Source organism: Rhabdothermincola salaria, from assembly GCF_021246445.1.
Classification (GTDB): domain Bacteria; phylum Actinomycetota; class Acidimicrobiia; order Acidimicrobiales; family Acidimicrobilacustridaceae; genus Rhabdothermincola_A; species Rhabdothermincola_A salaria.
This window is the reverse complement of record NZ_JAJQXW010000003.1, coordinates 78300-95662: the sequence shown is the minus strand read 5'-3', so window position 1 is coordinate 95662 and position 17363 is coordinate 78300. Positions and strand designations below refer to the sequence as shown.

General features: G+C 72.2%; 17 protein-coding genes. 14 read left to right on the top strand and 3 right to left on the bottom strand.

The window, feature by feature from the left end; translation table 11 throughout:
- The first annotated feature begins 18 nt into the window (after positions 1-18).
- The 7 genes from LUW87_RS13690 (at position 19) to bsaP (ending at position 5864) form a co-directional block, all read left to right on the top strand.
- The gene (locus LUW87_RS13690) at positions 19-966 is read left to right on the top strand and encodes an SURF1 family cytochrome oxidase biogenesis protein (protein WP_232671753.1); all 948 of its coding nucleotides are present in this window, start codon (positions 19-21) and stop codon (positions 964-966) included.
- Positions 966-1589, top strand: coding sequence for a TetR/AcrR family transcriptional regulator (locus tag LUW87_RS13685; RefSeq protein WP_232671752.1), 624 nt, complete (start codon positions 966-968; stop codon positions 1587-1589). The genes LUW87_RS13690 and LUW87_RS13685 overlap by 1 nt, the downstream gene beginning before the upstream one ends.
- Before the next feature lie 147 nt (positions 1590-1736).
- Positions 1737-2363, top strand: coding sequence for a TetR/AcrR family transcriptional regulator (locus tag LUW87_RS13680; protein ID WP_232671751.1), 627 nt, complete (start codon positions 1737-1739; stop codon positions 2361-2363).
- A 70-nt stretch (positions 2364-2433) separates the two neighbouring features.
- Complete coding sequence (locus LUW87_RS13675; RefSeq protein ID WP_232671750.1) at positions 2434-3549, top strand: ferritin-like domain-containing protein; 1116 nt, start codon at positions 2434-2436, stop codon at positions 3547-3549.
- Positions 3550-3623: 74 nt separating this feature from the next.
- A complete protein-coding gene (dapA, locus tag LUW87_RS13670) occupies positions 3624-4508 on the top strand; it encodes a 4-hydroxy-tetrahydrodipicolinate synthase (protein ID WP_232671749.1) in 885 nt (294 codons plus the stop codon).
- A gap of 86 nt (positions 4509-4594) precedes the next feature.
- Positions 4595-5668 carry a biotin synthase BioB gene (gene bioB, locus LUW87_RS13665; RefSeq protein WP_232671748.1) on the top strand — a complete coding sequence of 358 codons (1074 nt, stop codon included), beginning with the start codon at positions 4595-4597 and terminating at the stop codon, positions 5666-5668.
- 13 nt (positions 5669-5681) lie between these two features.
- Positions 5682-5864: a biotin synthase auxiliary protein BsaP gene (gene bsaP / locus LUW87_RS13660; RefSeq protein WP_232671747.1), complete on the top strand. Its 183-nt coding sequence runs from the start codon at positions 5682-5684 to the stop codon at positions 5862-5864.
- A 135-nt stretch (positions 5865-5999) separates the two neighbouring features.
- On the opposite strand, the gene LUW87_RS13655 is transcribed toward bsaP, so the two are convergent.
- On the bottom strand, positions 6000-7280 hold the full coding sequence (locus tag LUW87_RS13655) for an alpha/beta fold hydrolase (RefSeq protein ID WP_232671746.1): 1281 nt from the start codon (positions 7278-7280) through the stop codon (positions 6000-6002).
- 194 nt (positions 7281-7474) lie between these two features.
- On the opposite strand from LUW87_RS13655, the gene LUW87_RS13650 reads away from it, so the two are divergent.
- From LUW87_RS13650 to LUW87_RS13625, 6 genes are all read left to right on the top strand, one after another.
- Positions 7475-10060, top strand: coding sequence for an FtsK/SpoIIIE family DNA translocase (locus LUW87_RS13650; protein WP_232671745.1), 2586 nt, complete (start codon positions 7475-7477; stop codon positions 10058-10060).
- A 55-nt stretch (positions 10061-10115) separates the two neighbouring features.
- On the top strand, positions 10116-11057 hold the full coding sequence (locus tag LUW87_RS13645) for an SMP-30/gluconolactonase/LRE family protein (RefSeq protein ID WP_232671744.1): 942 nt from the start codon (positions 10116-10118) through the stop codon (positions 11055-11057).
- A gap of 45 nt (positions 11058-11102) precedes the next feature.
- Positions 11103-11648 carry an NUDIX hydrolase gene (locus tag LUW87_RS13640; RefSeq protein WP_232671743.1) on the top strand — a complete coding sequence of 182 codons (546 nt, stop codon included), beginning with the start codon at positions 11103-11105 and terminating at the stop codon, positions 11646-11648.
- Between the two features lie 55 nt (positions 11649-11703).
- Complete coding sequence (rimO, locus tag LUW87_RS13635) at positions 11704-13008, top strand: 30S ribosomal protein S12 methylthiotransferase RimO (protein WP_232671742.1); 1305 nt, start codon at positions 11704-11706, stop codon at positions 13006-13008.
- Positions 13005-13664 carry a CDP-diacylglycerol--glycerol-3-phosphate 3-phosphatidyltransferase gene (gene pgsA / locus LUW87_RS13630; RefSeq protein ID WP_232671741.1) on the top strand — a complete coding sequence of 220 codons (660 nt, stop codon included), beginning with the start codon at positions 13005-13007 and terminating at the stop codon, positions 13662-13664. Before rimO ends, pgsA begins: the two co-directional genes overlap by 4 nt.
- A gap of 67 nt (positions 13665-13731) precedes the next feature.
- Positions 13732-14967, top strand: a complete 1236-nt coding sequence (locus LUW87_RS13625) for a competence/damage-inducible protein A (protein WP_232671740.1) — start codon at positions 13732-13734, stop codon at positions 14965-14967.
- On the opposite strand, the gene thpR is transcribed toward LUW87_RS13625, so the two are convergent.
- Both thpR and msrB read right to left on the bottom strand, forming a co-directional pair.
- Positions 14968-15465, bottom strand: a complete 498-nt coding sequence (gene thpR / locus LUW87_RS13620; protein ID WP_232671739.1) for an RNA 2',3'-cyclic phosphodiesterase — start codon at positions 15463-15465, stop codon at positions 14968-14970.
- A 29-nt stretch (positions 15466-15494) separates the two neighbouring features.
- Positions 15495-15917, bottom strand: a complete 423-nt coding sequence (gene msrB, locus LUW87_RS13615; protein ID WP_232671738.1) for a peptide-methionine (R)-S-oxide reductase MsrB — start codon at positions 15915-15917, stop codon at positions 15495-15497.
- Positions 15918-16245: 328 nt separating this feature from the next.
- On the opposite strand from msrB, the gene recA reads away from it, so the two are divergent.
- Positions 16246-17298, top strand: a complete 1053-nt coding sequence (gene recA, locus LUW87_RS13610) for a recombinase RecA (protein WP_346742564.1) — start codon at positions 16246-16248, stop codon at positions 17296-17298.
- Positions 17299-17363: the final 65 nt, after the last annotated feature.

The window sequence follows — 17363 nt, the reverse complement described above, 5'->3', positions numbered from 1 at the left end:
GAGCCATAGCCTGGCGGTGTGTACCGGTTCCTGGTGTCCCCCCGCTGGATCCTGTCGCACCTCTTCGTCGCCGCCTGCGTGGTCGCCATGGTGGCCGCCGGCATCTGGCAGCTCGACCGCCTCGACGAACGGCGCGCTGCCAACCGCCTGGTCGTGGCCGCTCAGGAGGAGCGCCCGGCGCCGGTCACCGAGCTGGTCCCCGAGGGGACGTCGGCGTCGGCCGACGACGTGGATGCCGTGCAGTACCGCACGGCGACCGTCACCGGCACCTACCTCGTCGACGGTCAGGTGCTGGTGCGGAACCGCACCTACGAGGGAGCACCCGGGTACTGGGTGTTGACGCCCCTGGTGCAGGCCGACGGCACGGCCGTGGTGGTCAACCGGGGCTGGGTCCCCTTCGACGTCCAGCCCGACGGCCCCTGGGACCGCTTCGCCCCACCGGCCGGGCCCGTCACCGTCACCGGCCTCGTGCGCCCACCCCAGGTGCGCGACACCGGGGGCATCGTGTCGAGCCCCGAGGACCCCGCCGAGGGGGTGCTGCGCACCCTGTCGAGGGTCGACGTGGCCCGTCTCGACCAGCAGGTCGACGTGGCCCTGCTGCCCCTCTACCTGGACCTGCGGGCCCAGGAGCCGCCCCAGCCCGAGTCGGTGCCGGTGCCGGTGCCCGCTCCGCAGCTCGACGAAGGACCGCACCTCGGGTACGCCGGGCAGTGGTTCATCTTCGCCGCGCTCACGGTCGTGGTGTACCCGTTGCTGCTGCGACGGGTGGCGCGCAACCGGGCCGCGGCTCGCCGCTCGGAGGACGACACCGATCCCGGAGACGACGGGGGACCGGGTGGCCATGGTCCAGGGGGCGACCCGACCCCGGGCGCCAGCCCGGTGGCCGCTGCAGTCGACCACGCCAGGCCCGTCGCCGGCGCGGCTCCGACGGCTGCCGGTGCCCGTCGGGCAGGCCCGGCCGGCTGATGGCCCCGACGACCCCGGCGGACGGGTCCGGGAGGGACCGGCCCGACGAACGGCGGATCCGCTTCTACCGGGCCGCCGTCGACTGTGTCGATGTGGCCGGCCTCGACGCCACGTCCGTCGAGGACGTGGCCCGCGCCGCCGGGTCGTCACGCGCCACGCTGTATCGGGTCTTCCCGGGGGGCCGCCAGCAGCTGATCACCGAGACGGTGACCTGGGAGGTCGCCCGGTTCTTCGCCCGGATCGAGTCGGCGGTGGCCGACGAGCCCGACCTGGCATCGAAGCTCTCCACCGGTCTGGTCGTGGGGCACCGGGCGCTCGACCAGCACGCGCTCCTGCAGCGGCTGCTGCGCACCGAACCCGAAGCGGTGCTCTCCGAGCTGTCCGTGGCCACCTCGTTGGTGCTGGGTGCCATCGTCGACTACCTCGGTGCGCTCCTCGACCGAGCCCGCCGCGACGGGGTCGTGCGTGCCGACTGCGACGTCCCCGAGGCGGCCGAGCACCTGGCCCGCCTCTACCTCTCCTACCTCGGCAGCCCCGGACGCTGGGACCTCGACGACCCGGCCGCGGTGGGTCGCCTGGTCGAGTCGCAGTTCCTCGCCGGCGTGCGAGCCGTCCCGGCGTAGTCGTCCTCTCCTGTCCACCGGGCTCCGGGGGTCCGGGCTCGCGGGGTCCCGCGCCCCGGGCGCAGGTCGGCTCCGGCCGACCCCTGAGACAGATCGGGCAGCGATGTCTTGCTCTGAGACATCGATGGGCATAGTGTCTCACGTGCGATGGATGTCACAGCGCCTGCTCCGAACCCGGTCGCCCCCACCGTCGACGTCTTCGGCACGACCCTCGAGGAGCGGGTCCTGCTCGCCGCCCGCGACTGCATCGGGGCCAAGGGCCTGCGCGACACCACTGTCGACGACATCGCGGTGGCGGCGGGCTGCGGGCGGGCCAGCATCTACCGGCTGTTCCCCGGCGGACGACGCGGGCTGCTGCTGGCCATGGTCCACGCCGAGGTGGAAGCGCTGCTCGAGGGCCTCGCCGACACCGTCGACGCCGCGGCCGACCTGCCCACCGCGGTGGCCGAGGCCGTGCACGCCGCCGCCTCCGCCTTGGCGGTGCACCCGGTGCTGCAGCGTTCCCTCGTCGAGGACCCCGGATCCGTCCTGCCCTACATCTCCTTCGACGGCGCCGCCCCTCTCTACGCCCGGGTGGCGGCATGGGGCCGTGACCACCTCGCCCGCTTCGTGGGCCCCGACGACGCCGAGGCCGTGGGGGAGTGGGCGGCGCGCATCGTGCTCGGCCACCTCCACCAACCCAGCACCCGGTTCGACCTCACCGACCCGGCGTGCGTGCGCCACCTCGTCGACGCGTACCTCGTGCCCGGCGTCCGCGCCGGAGCCCTCGCATGAGCCCTCCCTACGCCGTCCGCTTCGCTCTCACCGCCGTGACCCGCTCGAGTCCGCTCGCCAGGAGATCCCCATGACCAGCACCGAACGCCTCATCGGCCGGACCGAGGTCGACGACCTCGACGCCATCCTCGGCATCACCAACGATGACGTCGACGCGGTGGCGCACACCGTGGCCAACAACGCCGAGTCCATCTTCACCTGGGACTACGAGAAGGGCGCCCGGCCGGCGCTGGAGAAGCTCTACGAGAAGGCCAAGAGCTCGCAGTGGAACGGTGAGACCGACCTGCCCTGGGAGCTCGACGTCGACCAGGAGGCCGTCGTCGTGGCCAACGCCGCGGCCAACAACCGGGGCGCCAACCTCGACGTCTCCGGGACCTTCTTCGAGTCGTGGGGCGACAAGGAGTGGACCGAGCTCGGCATCCAGTCCCAGAACTGGATCCTGAGCCAGTTCATGCACGGCGAGCAGGGCGCGCTGATCTGCACCGCCAAGATCGTCGAGACGGTGCCCTGGATCGACGCCAAGTACTACGCCGCCACCCAGGTCATGGACGAGGCCCGCCACGTCGAGGTGTTCGCCAAGTACCTGAACGAGAAGCTCTCGGGCAGCTACCCGGTCAACGCCCACCTGCGGCTCCTGCTCGACGACATCGTCGCCGACCCCCGATGGGACATGACGTACCTGGGGATGCAGATCATGGTGGAGGGCCTGGCCCTCGCCGCGTTCGGCTTCATGCACCAGATGACCACCGAACCGCTGCTCAAGCAGCTGCTGCGCTACGTCATGAGCGACGAGGCCCGGCACGTGGCCTTCGGGGTGCTGTCGCTCAAGGAGTACTACGCCGAGCTCGACGCCGCCGAGATCCGTGAGCGCCAGGAGTTCGCGTACGAGGCCGCCGTGCGCATGCGCGACCGCTTCTTGCAACAAGAGGTCTGGGAGCGCATGGGCGTCGACGTCAAGGAGGCCGTCTCGGTGGCCATGCGCGGGCCCGACCAGCTGCTGTTCCAGCAGATGCTGTTCTCCAAGATCGTGCCCAACTGTCGCAAGCTCGGCCTGCTCGACGCCGGCGACGGTTGGCTGCGCACCAAGTTTACCGAGCTCGGCGTGATCGAGTTCGAGAACCTCGTCGACACCGGCGAGGAGTACGAGGACTTCGCCCTCGCCACCAGCGAGGTCCGCCCGGCCTAGCGGCGTCGTTCTCCCAGGTCACGATCGTGTGAACCCGCTCCGGGGCCGTCGGTGGCACTGGTACATTCGGCGCCATGCCACGCTTCGGTCCGGTGATCACCGCCATGATCACACCGTTCGACGAGACCGGTGCGGTCGACCACGACGGCGCCGCCGTGCTGGCCCGCCACCTGGTCGAGCAGGGCAACGACGCGCTCGTGGTGAGCGGCACCACCGGTGAGGTGTCGTGCCTCGACGATGCCGAGCAGGTCGCCCTGTGGCACACGGTGCGCGAGGCCGTCGACGTCCCCATCATGGTGGGCAGCGGCACCAACGACACCCGCCACGCAGGTGAGCTCACCGCCCGGGCAGCCGGTGCGGGCATGGACGGCGTCCTCGTGGTCACCCCGTACTACAACCGCCCGTCGCAGGCCGGTATCGAGGCCCACTTCCGCCACGTGGCCTCCTGCACCGAGCTCCCGATGGTGATCTACGACATCCCGGTGCGCACCGGCCGCAAGGTCAGCACCGAGGTGCTGTTGCGGTTGGCCCGTGAGGTGCCCAACATCCTCGGGGTGAAGGACGCCGCCGGGAACCCCGGCGAGACCGCCCGTCTGATCGCCCAGGCGCCCGACGGCTTCGAGGTCTACAGCGGCGACGACCCGCTCACCCTGCCGCTGCTGGCGGTCGGTGCGGTCGGGGTCATCGGGGTGGCCACCCACTGGTGCGCCCCGGTCATGGCCGACATGTTCGCCGCCTACGCCAAGGGCGATGTCGCCCGGGCCACCGAGCTGAACGCCCGTATGGTCGAGAGCTACGCCTACGAGACCGGCGACGACGCGCCCAACCCGGTGCCGACCAAGGCCATGTTGCGGGCGCTCGGCCTGCCGGCCGGGGAGTGCCGACCCCCGTTGGGCCCCACGCCCGAGGGCCTCGAAGCCCGGGCCCTCGAGGTCCACCGGCGGCTCTACAAGGCGTGACCACCGGCTCCTGCGCCGGCTGCGAACCGCTCGTGCCGGGGGACGTTTTCCGGTGCACCCGGGACGGCCGATAGCCTCACGGCCCTATGCCCGACGTGCCCGTCGCCCTCTCGTCCAACCCCCGCAGCACCGAGCCCGAGCGGCCCCGGCTCAGCCCCGAGGAGGCCCGCCGGGCCATCCGAGGCGCCGAGGCGGCCCTGCTCGACGAACGCCGCCAGCTCACCCACGACGAGCTCTCGGCGTTGGCCGACGTCCCCGACGCGTCGGTGCCCGCCCTGGCCGCCCTCGCCCACGAGGTGCGCCTGGCGTGGTGCGGCGACACCGTCGAGGTGGAAGGCATCCTGTCGGCCAAGACGGGCGGCTGCCCCGAGGACTGCCACTTCTGCAGCCAGTCCTCCAAGTTCGAGTCCGCCGTCCAGGCCACCCCGTTCCTCGACACGACCGACGTGCTGGCCGCCGCCCGCGAGACCGCGGCCCTCGGCGCCAGCGAGTTCTGCATCGTGCTGGCCATCCGTGGTCCTGACGAACGCACCATGCAGCGAGTGCTCGAGCTGGTGCCGCTGGTGCAGGAGGAGACGGGCCTCAACGTGGCGGTCAGCGCCGGGGTGCTCACCCCCGAGCAGGCCAAGCGCTTCGCCGACGGTGGCGTGCACCGCTACAACCACAACCTCGAGACCGCCGAGTCGTTCTTCCCCGAGGTCGTCACCACCCACTCGTGGGCCGAGCGGTTCGACACCTGCCAGCTCGTGCGCAACGAGGGCATGGAGCTGTGCTGTGGCGTGCTGCTGGGCATGGGCGAGTCCGTCGAGCAGCGCCTCGAGCTCATCGGCCAGCTCCGCGCCGTCGAGCCGGCCGAGGTCCCGCTCAACTTCTTGAACCCCCGTCCCGGCACCCCGTTCGCCGGGCGGCCGCTCGTCGAGCCCCTCGAGGCGCTGCGCTGGATCGCCCTGTTCCGCCTGGGTCTGCCGTCGGTCATCCTGCGCTACGCCGGCGGCCGCGAGGTCACCCTCCGCGAGCTGCAGGCCCTCGGCCTCACCGCCGGCATCAACGCCTTGATCGTGGGCAACTACCTCACCACCCTGGGCCGCTCGCCCGACGAGGACCTCCAGATGCTCGAGGACCTCGCCATGCCCATCGGGGCGCTCTCCAAGGCCATCTGAGCCTGGTCCGCCCGTGGACGTCGCCGGGTTCTGCATCTGGTGTGGCGCGAGCCTGGCCACCCATCCCGCCCGTCCGTGCCGGCGCGCCCTCGACCCGCCCCGCTTCTGCCCCACCTGTGGGCGTCGTCTGCGGGTGAAGGTCCACCCGGCCGGATGGGACGCCGACTGCCGCGACCACGGCCCCCTTCCGGCCTGACGGGCACAGGCGTACAGGGGCACAGGAACGCTCCCGCACCGAAGCACGAGAGGCGCCGCAGCACGACGACGCCCAGGTCTAGGCAGACCGGCTACGACCGGGACCAACCGGACCGTGACCGTGGCTCTCGGGTGGTCAGACCGGAGGGCAGCTCTGGGTCTCCGGCACGGGCGGACCGACCGGCTGGTAGGGGTCCGGGGCCGGCTCGCCGGCGAAGCGGTCGTCGATCCAGCGCAACATGTCCCCCGACGACGGCAGGACGACACCGGCGTGGCTCTGGCCCGGGTACACCCACCGCTGCACGACCTGGCCGATCTCGCACAGCTGGTCGAACAACAAGGCGCTGGAGGCCACCGGGATCTGCTCGTCCTCGCCACCTTGGATGATGAGCAGCGGGGCGTCTCGGGCGGTGTCGAAGGACCCGGGGTCGTTGGCGACGAGGAGCTCGTTCCAGGCGGGGACGTCGGCGGGATCGGCCAGCTGGAGGGCGGCGAAGTCCTCGATGCCGGCTGCGGCCTCGCGGAGCTCGGCGGTGCAGCCCTCGTCGACGTTGTCGAGGAACTCGAGGCCTTCGGGGGTGAGGACCTCGTCGAGCGGTGCCGCCTCGTCGCCATAGGCGGCGTTGAGGCCGGCCGCGGCCATGGCGATGTAGTAGCGGAAGGGGCTGGTCTGCAGGGCGGCGTTGATGAGCAGCAGCTGCGACGGCGGGGCACCGGCCACCACCCCGACCTGCTCGAGCTCGGGCGCCCACTGCTCACCGATCTCGAGGGTGAACATGGCGGCGTGGCCGCCCTGGGAGTGGCCCCACACCAGGTAGCGGTCGCTGAGGTCGAGGTCGGCATCGAGGTCCTCGGCGGCCCGGACGATGTCGATGGTGCCCCGGGCTTCGCTCTCGCCGGCGATGTAGGGGTGCCGGCCCGGCGTGCCCATCCCCTCGTAGTCGGTGGCGGTGACGACGTAGCCCCGCTCGAGTAGGGGGTTGGCCAGCACGGCCAGGTCCGCCGGCTCCAGCGAGGGGGCGCACTGGTCGGCGATGCCGGTGGTGCCGTGGGCCCAGCTGATGATCGGCCACCCGCCGTCGGGTGCCGGGCCTTCGGGAGCCATCACCATCCCGGTGACGGCGATGTCGTCGCCGCGGGTGGACTCGGAGTGGTACATCACCCGCCAGGTGGTGCCGTCGATCTCCGGGACCTCGAGGCGCTCGGCGGCGATCAGGTCACCCGGTTCCCCGGCCGGAAGGGGATCGGGCACCCCGTAGAACGCCGGCAGCCCGTCGGGCGGTGCGAGGGTGGACGGCGTCGTGGCTGCGGCGGTGGTGCCCGGGTCGTCGGTGGTGGTGGTGGCGTCGTCGTCGTCGGACGAGCATGCGCCCATCACCAGGGTCAGCGCCACGGCTGCCCCCAGCAGGCGCGCCACTCGCGTCGGTCCCCGTCTCGGCATGGTCGATCCCCCCTGGTGGTCACCGGCACGCTACCGGGGCGTCACCGGGCCCGAGGTACCCGAGCGGACACCTCCTCGGGAATCGTTCACGGTCCGCGCCCGCGGCCGACGAGGCCGGTAACCTCACCTCTGGCGCGCGGAGTGGGGCCCCGAACGGAACGCGCACGCCTGTGGCCACGAAACAAGGATCCAAGACGAGCCGGTCGAGTTCGGGCCGCACCTCCTCCACTGCGTCCAGCCGCGGTTCGGGGTCGTCTCGTCGCACGACCAAGACCACCAAGACCACCAAGGGTGCCGCCGCGCCCAAGGGCCGTCCGTCCACTGCGGCGCGCCGCCCGGGCCCGAACCCCCTGCGGCGGGCGTTCGACGGCCACGGCCACGACGTGTGGGGCGTGGCCCTCATCGCCCTCGGCCTGCTCACCGCCCTCGGCGTGTACGCCGACCTCGCCGGTCCGGTGGGCCGGGGCCTGTCCGACGCCTTCGGCGCGCTGGTGGGCGACCTGCGCCTGCTGGCGCCGGTCGCCCTGCTCGTGGGCGGCGCCTTGTTGGTGCGCGGGCCGCGCGACGACGACGATCCGGTGCGGTGGCGACGGGCCCGCATGGCCGTCGGGTCCGCGGTCATCGTGGTCGCCGCCGCCGGCTTGTTGCACCTGACCCAGGGGAGCCCCGAGCTCGGCGACCCCCTCGACGACGTCATCGATGCGGGCGGCCACCTCGGCATGCTGGTCGGCGGTCCCCTCGAGGCCCTCCTGTCGCTGTGGGGGGCCGCGCTCGTCCTCGTCGCCGTGGGCATCATCGGGTTGGTGGTGCTCACGGGCATGCCCATCCGCACCGCCGCCAACAAGACCGCCGAGTCGGTGAAGCCGGTGCGCCACGTGGTGCGGCGCGGCGTCGACTCGCTCTTCGAGCTGGGCTCCGACGACGCGGTCGTGGACCTCACCGACGATCGTCCCGCCCTCTTCGACGGTGCCCTCGACGACGACGAGCCGCCCCGGCGGCGCCGCCGCAGGAACGCAGACCCCACGGGCGACGAGACCGACCCCGACGCGCCGGCCGACGACCCCGGCGGCCTGCAGGTCTTCATCGCCGGGGAGGACGACGAGCTGCTCGGGGACCTGGTCGATCCCGAGGAGCTCGACGCCATCCTCGATCCCGACGCGCACAGCGACGACGCCGACGGCCCGGTCCTGCACGTCCCCACCGCCGAAGAGGTGCCGACCGAGGTGGAGCAGCTGGCCATGCCCGTGGGGCCGGCCGTGCGCCCGAACCCCTGGAAGCTCCCCCCGATGAAGCTCCTCGATCGCTCCGAACGCCAGGAGGTCGACCGGGCCCTGGTCGAGGAGCGCGGTCGCACGCTCGAGAGCGCCCTCGCCGAGCACGGGGTGGAGACCCGCCTGGTCGGCATGGTGGTCGGCCCCACCGTCACCCGCTACGAGCTCGAGCTCGCCCCCGGGGTGAAGGTCGCCCGGGTCACCAGCCTGCACAAGGACATCGCCTACGCCATGGCGGCCGCCGACGTGCGCATCCTGGCCCCGATCCCCGGCAAGCAGGCCATCGGCGTGGAGGTGCCCAACGACAACCGCCAGCTGGTGGCGGTCGGCGACATCCTGGCCTCCCCCGAGGCCAAGGCGGCCACCAACCCCCTCGAGGTCGCCATCGGGCGCGACATCAACGGCCGCTCGGTGATGGCCGACCTGGCCAAGATGCCCCACATCCTCATCGCCGGGGCCACCGGCGCGGGCAAGTCCTCGAGCCTCAACTCGCTGCTCACGTCCATCCTCATGCGCTCGACCCCCGACCAGGTGCGCCTCATCCTGGTGGACCCCAAGCGGGTGGAGATGGGGCAGTACAACCGACTTCCCCACCTGCTCACCCAGGTCGTCACCAACCCCAAGAAGGCCGCCAACGCCCTCTCCTGGGCGGTCAAGGAGATGGAACGCCGCTACGACCTGCTCAGCGAGGTCGGCTTCCGCGACATCAACGGCTACAACGCGGCCTACGACCGCGGCGACGTCGTCGACGACCCCCTCGAGGGGCGCGAATACCACCGCCTGCCCTACATCCTCGTGGTGGTCGACGAGCTGGCCGACCTCATGATGGTGGCGGCCCGCGACGTGGAGGAGTCGATCCAGCGCATCGCGGCGATGGCCCGCGCCGTGGGCATCCACCTCGTGATCGCCACCCAGCGGCCGTCGGTGAACGTCATCACCGGCGTCATCAAGGCCAACGTGCCCGCCCGTCTGGCCTTCGCCGTGGCCAGCCTGGCCGACAGTCGGGTGATCCTCGACCAGGCCGGCGCCGAGAAGCTCCTGGGCAAGGGCGACATGCTCCTGCTCGGCCCCACCTCGAGCGTGGCCCAGCGCATCCAGGGGGCGTGGGTCACCGAGGCCGAGGTCCGCAACGTGGTGGCCTACTGGCGTCGCCAGTCGCCCGAGGTCAGCTACGACGACGATGCCGTGCAGGGCAACGACGAGAGCTCGTCGGGGTCGCCGGGAGCCACCACCGGCAGCGGCGGGGGCAGCGGCGACGACGACGACGAGGAGCTGGTGCGCCAGGCCATGGAGCTCATCGTGCGCTCGCAGCTCGGCTCCACCTCCATGCTGCAGCGCAAGCTGCGGGTGGGCTTCGCCCGCGCCGGTCGCCTCATGGACCTCCTCGAGCAGCGGGGTGTGGTCGGACCGTCGGAGGGCTCCAAGGCCCGGGCGGTGCTCATGACGCCGGAGGAGCTCGATGAGCTCCTCGGCGGTGACGCCTGACCCCCGGCGTCGCCTCCGTCCGACACGGCCTGCGCCCTCGGTGGTAGACCGCGGCATGGCCGAGAACCTCCCCGTCGCCGCTGACGCCGTCATCCTCGCCACCGGGCTGCGGTTCCCCGAAGGCCCCGTGGCGCTCGACGACGGATCGCTCTTCGTCGTGGAGGTCGCGGGGGAGTGCGTGACCCGCGTCGGCGCCGACGGCACCACCACCCGGGTGGCCGACGTGCCCGGGGGTCCCAACGGAGCCGCTTCGTGCGGCGAGGGGCTCCTGTTGTGCAACAACGGCGGCTTCTTCGCGTGGCACGACATCGACGGGATGGTCGTGCCCGGCCCGACCCCGGCGACCTGGACCGGCGGCAGCATCGACCGGGTGGACCTCGCCACCGGGTCGGTCACCACCGTGTGGGATCGCCTCGACGAGCGCCTCCAGGCCCCCAACGACCTCGTGCTCGACGGCCACGGCGGGGTGTGGTTCACCGACCACGGGGTCCGCCAGGAGGAGGGCTCGGGCAACGCCCACCTCCCGTCGGTGCTGTACGGGACGACCGACGGCGGCGACCTGCGCGGCGCGGTCGTGGGCCTCGATGCGGCCAACGGCATCGGCCTGTCCCCGGCGGGCGACGAGCTCTACGCGGCCGAGACCCACACGGGCCGCCTCTGGGCCTGGCCGGTGGTGGCACCCGGCTCCCTCGGGCGCCACGACGACGGGGTGGGGCCCCACGGCGGCCGGCTGCTGTTCGACGCCCCCGAAGGGCACCTGTTCGACTCCCTCGCCGTCGACGCTGCCGGAGCGGTGGTGGTGGGCACGCTGGCCGCCGGCGGGCTCACCGTGGTCGACCCGTCGTCGCGGGAGGCCGCCTTCATCGCCCTGCCCGATCCCCTGATCACCAACGTGTGCTTCACCCTCGACGGCCTCGGGGCCTTCTGCACCGGGTCGGGCACCGGGGTCGTGATGGTGCTGCCGTGGCCCCGGCCGGGCACGCCCCTGGCGAGCTGAGCACCCTCGGTCACCACGGCTGGCCGGGCCGGTACCGTGCGGCGGATGCGGTGGGACGTGCACGGCGAGCGCTCGCTCTACGAGAGCGACTGGATGAGCCTCCGACTGGTCGACGTCGAGGTGCCGGGCGGTCCCCGCTTCGACCACCACGTCCTGCGCCTGCCCAACCACGCGGCGGGGACGGTGATCCACGACGTCGACACCGACCGTGTGCTGTTGCTGTGGCGACATCGCTTCATCACCGACTCGTGGGGCTGGGAGATCCCCGCCGGCAACCTCGACCCGGGCGAGACGCCCCGAGCGGGCGCCGAGCGCGAGGCGCTCGAGGAGACCGGGTGGGCCCCCCGGGCGCTGCGACCGCTCACCAGCTACCACCCCATGGCCGGCGCAGTGGACCAGACCTTCCACCTCTTCGTGGCCGCCGGAGCGGACCGTCGGGGAGAGCCCACCGACCCGGGGGAGTCCGAACGGGTCGAGTGGGTCCCGACGGCGGAGGTGCGCACCGCCCTCACCGACGGGCGGGTCACCGAGGGCATGTCGCTCACCGCGCTCGCCCTCGCCCTGCTCACCGGGTCCCTCGACCGCCGCTGACGTCGGGCCGGCGGCCGTGAGGGGTGCCACCGGGCGCGGCCTAGCATGGGCTCCCATGGCCGGGCGCTTCTGGATCGAGACTCTCGGGTGCCCGAAGAACCACGTCGACTCCGACAAGTTGGCGGGCACGTTCCTCGCCGACGGCTACCAGCCGGCCTCCGGGCCGGACGACGCCGACGTCGTCGTGGTCAACACCTGTGCCTTCGTCGAGGATGCCCGCCAGGAATCCGTCGACACCATCCTCGGCCTCGACGACGTGCGGCGCGACGGCGCCCGCCTCGTCGTCACCGGGTGCATGGCCGAGCGCTACGGCACCGAGCTGGCCGAGGCCCTCCCCGAGGCCGACGCCGTCGTGGGCTTCGGCGTGCCGGTCACCCTGGGTCGCAAGCCCTCCGACACCGACCCCGGAGCCGCCCCGCTGCCCACCTTCGATCTGCTCAACCTGCCCCGCCCCCCTTCGTCGGCCCCGTGGGCGTACGTCAAGGTGGCCGAGGGGTGCGATCGGGCCTGCGGGTTCTGCGCCATCCCGTCGTTCCGGGGCAAGCAGCGGTCCCGGGCCATGGACGACGTCCTCGCCGAGGTCGACGCCCTCGGCGCCCGGGAGATCGTGCTGGTGGCCCAGGACCTGGCCGCCTACGGCCGCGACCAGGGTGTCGGCGAGCGCTCCATCGTGGCGCTCGTCGACGCGGTGGCGGCCCGGGTCGACCGCACCCGGCTGCTCTACCTGTACCCCTCCGACCTCACCGACGAGCTCATCGACGCAGTGGGTCGCACCGGGGTGCCGTACTTCGACCTCTCCCTGCAGCACGTCTCACCTCCGCTCATGCGGCGGATGCGCCGATGGGGCGACGGGGAGCGCTTCCTGCGCCGCATCGCCGACATCCGCGCACGCGAGCCGGAGGCCACCTTCCGGTCGAACTTCATCGTCGGCTACCCGGGGGAGACCGAGGACGACCACGACGCCCTGCTGGCCTTCGTCGAAGAGGCCCAGCTCGACTGGTGCGGCTTCTTCGCCTACTCCCGCGAAGAGGGAACGCACGCCGCCGGCCTCGACGGCGTGGTGGCCGAGAGCCTCGTGGCCGAGCGCCTGGCCGAGCTCCGTGAGCGTCAGGACGACATCACCGCAGCTCGACGTGACCAATTGATCGGGTCGGTGGTCGAAGTCCTCGTGGACGCTCCCGGCCAGGCCCGCTCGCACCGTGAAGCCCCGGAGATCGACGGCATCGTGGTGGTGCCCGACACCATGGCCGTCGGCACCGTCGAGGCCGTCCGGGTGGTCGACGCCCTCGGACCGGACCTGGTGGCCGAGCCCCTCGCCGCCGTGGAGGCGGTCCCCGCAGTGGGTGGGGCCCGGCGATGAGCGAGCAGGGTCCCCGACGCGAGACGGACGCGCACGAGGGCTCCGGCGAGCACCGGGTGGTGGGCGTGGGCGCCCTCGCCGGCGAGTCCGGCTTCGGCCCGTCGGCGCTGGCCACCCCGGCCAACGCCGTCACCGTGGTGCGTCTCTTGGTGTCACCGTTGCTCTTCGCCATGATCAGCGATCGCCCCAGCGGCTGGCTGGTCTGGTTCGTGTGGACGGTGCTGTCGCTCACCGACGGCGTCGACGGGTGGGTGGCCCGCCGCTACGGCACCACCCGCAGCGGCGCCTTCCTCGACCCGCTGGCCGACAAGGTGCTGGTGCTCGGGGCCATGTTCTCGCTGGTCGCGGTCGACCGCTTCCCCGTCTGGCCGGTCGCCCTCATCGCCGTGCGCGAGGTCGCCATCAGCCTCTACCGGGTCTACTGGGGTCGCCGGGGCCTGGCCGTTCCCGCCCGGCGCAGCGCCAAGGCCAAGACCCTCGTGCAGTCGCTCGCCGTGGGGGCCGTCCTCATGCCGCCGCTCACCGACCTCACCTGGCTGGCCGACGGCCTGCTGTACCTGGCCGCCGCCCTGGCCGTGATCAGCGGGGCCCAGTACGTCCTCGACGGCCGCAGCGCGGCGACCACGCTCGGCGACCGCTCCGACCTGGCCCCCTGAGCACGGGCCGGGGCCCGTCGGGTGGGCGCTACATTCGCCGGTTCGGGGACCAGGGGAGGACCTACCGGTGAACTGTGAAGTCGTGGCCGTCGGCACCGAGCTGTTGCTGGGCCAGATCGTGGACACCAACTCGTCGTGGATCGGCGAGCAACTGGCGCTGGCCGGCATCGACAGCTACCTGCAGACCAAGGTGGGCGACAACTGGGGCCGGATCCGCACGGCGATCAGCGACGCACTCGAGCGCAGCGACGCCGTCATCGTCTGCGGCGGCCTCGGCCCCACCCAGGACGACATCACCCGCGACGTGATCGCCGAGGTCATGGGCGTCCCCCTCGAGGAGGACCCCGAGGTCGTCGAACGGCTCATGGAGATCTTCGGATCCCACGGGCGCACCATGCCGGCCAACAACCTGCGCCAGGCCATGGTGCCGGTGGGTGCCACCCGCATCGCCCAGCAGCCCGGCACCGCCCCCGGGCTCATCTGCCCCGTGGGCGACAAGGTCGTCTTCGCCGTGCCCGGCGTCCCCTACGAGATGAAGGAGATGGTCACCGGCACGGTGCTGCCCGAGCTGCGCCGCCGCGCCGGCGACACCGGGGCGCTGCGCAGCCGCACGCTGCGCACCTGGGGCCAGTCCGAGTCGGGTCTGGCCGAGATCCTCGCCCCGCGCATCGACGAGCTCGACCAGCAGGGCCACGCCACCATCGCCTTCCTGGCCAGCGGCATCGAGGGCCTCAAGGTGCGGGTCACGGCCAAGGCCGACACCGGCGAGGAGGCCGACGCCGTGCTCGAGCGCGAGGTCGAGCTGCTCACCGAGGTCCTGGGCGACATCGTCTTCTCCACCGACGACGACACCATGGAGGTGGTCGTCAACGACCTGCTGCGCACGGCCGGACTCAGCGTGGGGGTGGCCGAGTCGCTCACCGGGGGCTTGGTGGCGTCCCGCCTCACCGCCGCCCCCGGAGCCAGCGACGTGGTGCGTGGGGGCGTGGTGGCCTACGCCAGCGACGTGAAGTTCGACCTGCTCGGTGTCCCCGAGGGTCCCGTGGTCACCGAGGAGTGCGCGGCCGCCATGGCCGAGGGCATCTGCCGGGTGGTGGGCAGCGACGTGGGCCTGGCCACCACCGGGGTGGCCGGCCCGACGGCCCAGGAGGGGGTCCAACCGGGGACGGTGTTCATCGCCAGCCACCTCGACGGTGTCACCGAGACCGCCATGATGCGCCTTCCCGGTGGACGCGACCAGGTCGCCCAGTACACGGTCATCTCGCTGCTCGATCACCTCAGGCGGCGCCTGCTCGCCCGCTGATCACCCGCCGAGGGCCACCTCGGCCACCAGCTCGTGGCGCGCCCCGTCGGGGTGCAGGGTGCTGCGGTACAGGCGCACCGCGCCCACTTCGAAGGCGGCCGACACCGCGGTGCCGGTGACCCCGCACGCGGCCCGGGCCTTGAGCCGGGCCAGGGTGAGGTGGCCCCGGAAACGATGGTCCGGAGGAACGCCGACGTGGATGGTGGCCTCCTCGACGGCGCCGGCCAAGTCGTCGAGACCGGAAACCGGCAGGCACACGACGGTGCGGCCGAGCCGGGACACTCTGGGCCCGATCGTCGCCGTCGCTCGCGGGGCCCGGAGCCGGGCCAGCGCCGCCACCGCCGCGCGCTCGTCGGCCTCACCGAGGAAGCGCAGGGTGACGTGCCACTGGTCGGGCGGGACCCAGCGCACCCCGGGGCCTTCGGGTCGGGGCACCACCTCGGTGAGGGCGTGGCGCACCTGGTCGGGCGGGTCGACCGCCACGAAGAGCCGGGACACCGGGGCCCGGGGGGTCGTCCGAGTCAGGTTCAGGCGTCGGTGCCGGTGGCGGCGTCGAGGCGCAGCGAGGCCGAGTTCATGCAGTACCGCAGGCCGGTGGGGGCCGGGCCGTCGTCGAAGACGTGACCGAGGTGGGCCCCGCAGGTGGCGCACACGGCCTCGGTGCGCACCATGCCGTGGGAGCTGTCGGTGCGGGTCTCCACCGCGCCCTCGTCCACCGCGGTCCAGAAGCTGGGCCACCCGGTGCCGGAGTCGAACTTGGTGTCGGAGGTGAACAGCGGGGTGTCGCAGACGATGCAGCGGTAGACGCCCTCGTCGTGGCAGTCCCAGTAGGTGCCGGTGAACGCCCGCTCGGTGCCCTGCTGCTGGGTGACCTGGTACTGCTCGGGGGTGAGGCGACGGCGCAGCTCGGCGTCGCGCTCGGTGGGGTCGGCGGGGAGGGGCTGGCTCATGGCGGCACTCCTGGAGGCGAGCGGGGGACGTCTCCCGTCACCGTAGCGACAGCACCCGGTGATGCGGGGCTCGGGGTCCGAGGCAGGGGTGGAGCCGGTCCGTCGCGGTCTCCGGTGCGAGGGTCCTTGATCCGAACGGCTGTTCGTACTTACACTGCTGTGGTTCGCACGGCGCCAGAGAGCTCGGCGGCACTGTCCCACCCCCTTCGTAGGGTGACCACATCGCCGAGGCCACCCCGCCCGGCCCTCCCGTCGCATCCGACGCACGACGCATCCCAACGCAAGAGACGTACACGGCGAGACCGCCACGAGACCCGAGGAGACAACGGTGGAGCGAGACAAGGCACTCGACATGGCCCTCGGCCAGATCGAGAAGCAGTTCGGCAAGGGTTCGGTCATGAAGATGGGCGACAAGACCTCGATGGGGGTCGAGACGGTGTCGACCGGCGCCCTCGCCCTCGACCTGGCCCTCGGTGTCGGGGGGCTCCCCCGTGGGCGCGTCACCGAGATCTACGGCCCGGAGTCCTCGGGCAAGTCCACCCTCGCCATGCACGTGGTGGCCGAGGCTCAGCGCAACGGGGGCATCTGCGCCTACGTCGACGCCGAGCACGCCATGGACCCGGTCTACGCCAAGAACATCGGTGTCGACATCGACGAGCTGCTCATCTCCCAGCCCGACACCGGCGAGCAGGCCCTCGAGATCACCGACATGTTGGTTCGCTCGGGTGCTCTCGACGTCATCGTCATCGATTCGGTGGCGGCCCTCACCCCCCGCGCCGAGATCGAAGGCGAGATGGGCGACAGCCACGTGGGCCTGCAGGCCCGGCTGATGAGCCAGGCGCTGCGCAAGCTCACCGCCAACCTCAACAAGTCCAACACCGTCTGCGTCTTCATCAACCAGCTGCGCGAGAAGATCGGCGTGATGTTCGGCTCGCCCGAGACCACCCCGGGTGGACGGGCGCTCAAGTTCTACTCGTCGGTCCGCCTCGACATCCGCCGCATCGAGGCCATCAAGGACGGCGTCGAGGTGGTCGGCAACCGCACCCGGGTGAAGGTCGTCAAGAACAAGGTCGCCCCGCCCTTCAAGCAGTGCGAGTTCGACATCATGTACGGCAAGGGCATCAGCCGCGAGGGGTCCCTGCTCGACATCGGCGTCGATCTGGGCATCGTCAAGAAGTCGGGTGCCTGGTACACGTACGAGGGCGAGCAGCTCGGCCAGGGTCGGGAGAACGCCAAGACGTTCCTCAACGAGAACCCCGAGCTCATGGTCGAGATCTCCGAGCGCATCCTCACCCAGGTCGGCATCGGTGCCGTCGACGACGAAGAGGGCGCCGACGTGATGACCGAGCTCGACGATCTCCCGATCAGCCTCGACGACTGATCCCCGTTCGTCGGTGACGGCGGTCCCCTCCACACACCACCACCGGGGGCCGTCGTCGCCGTCGC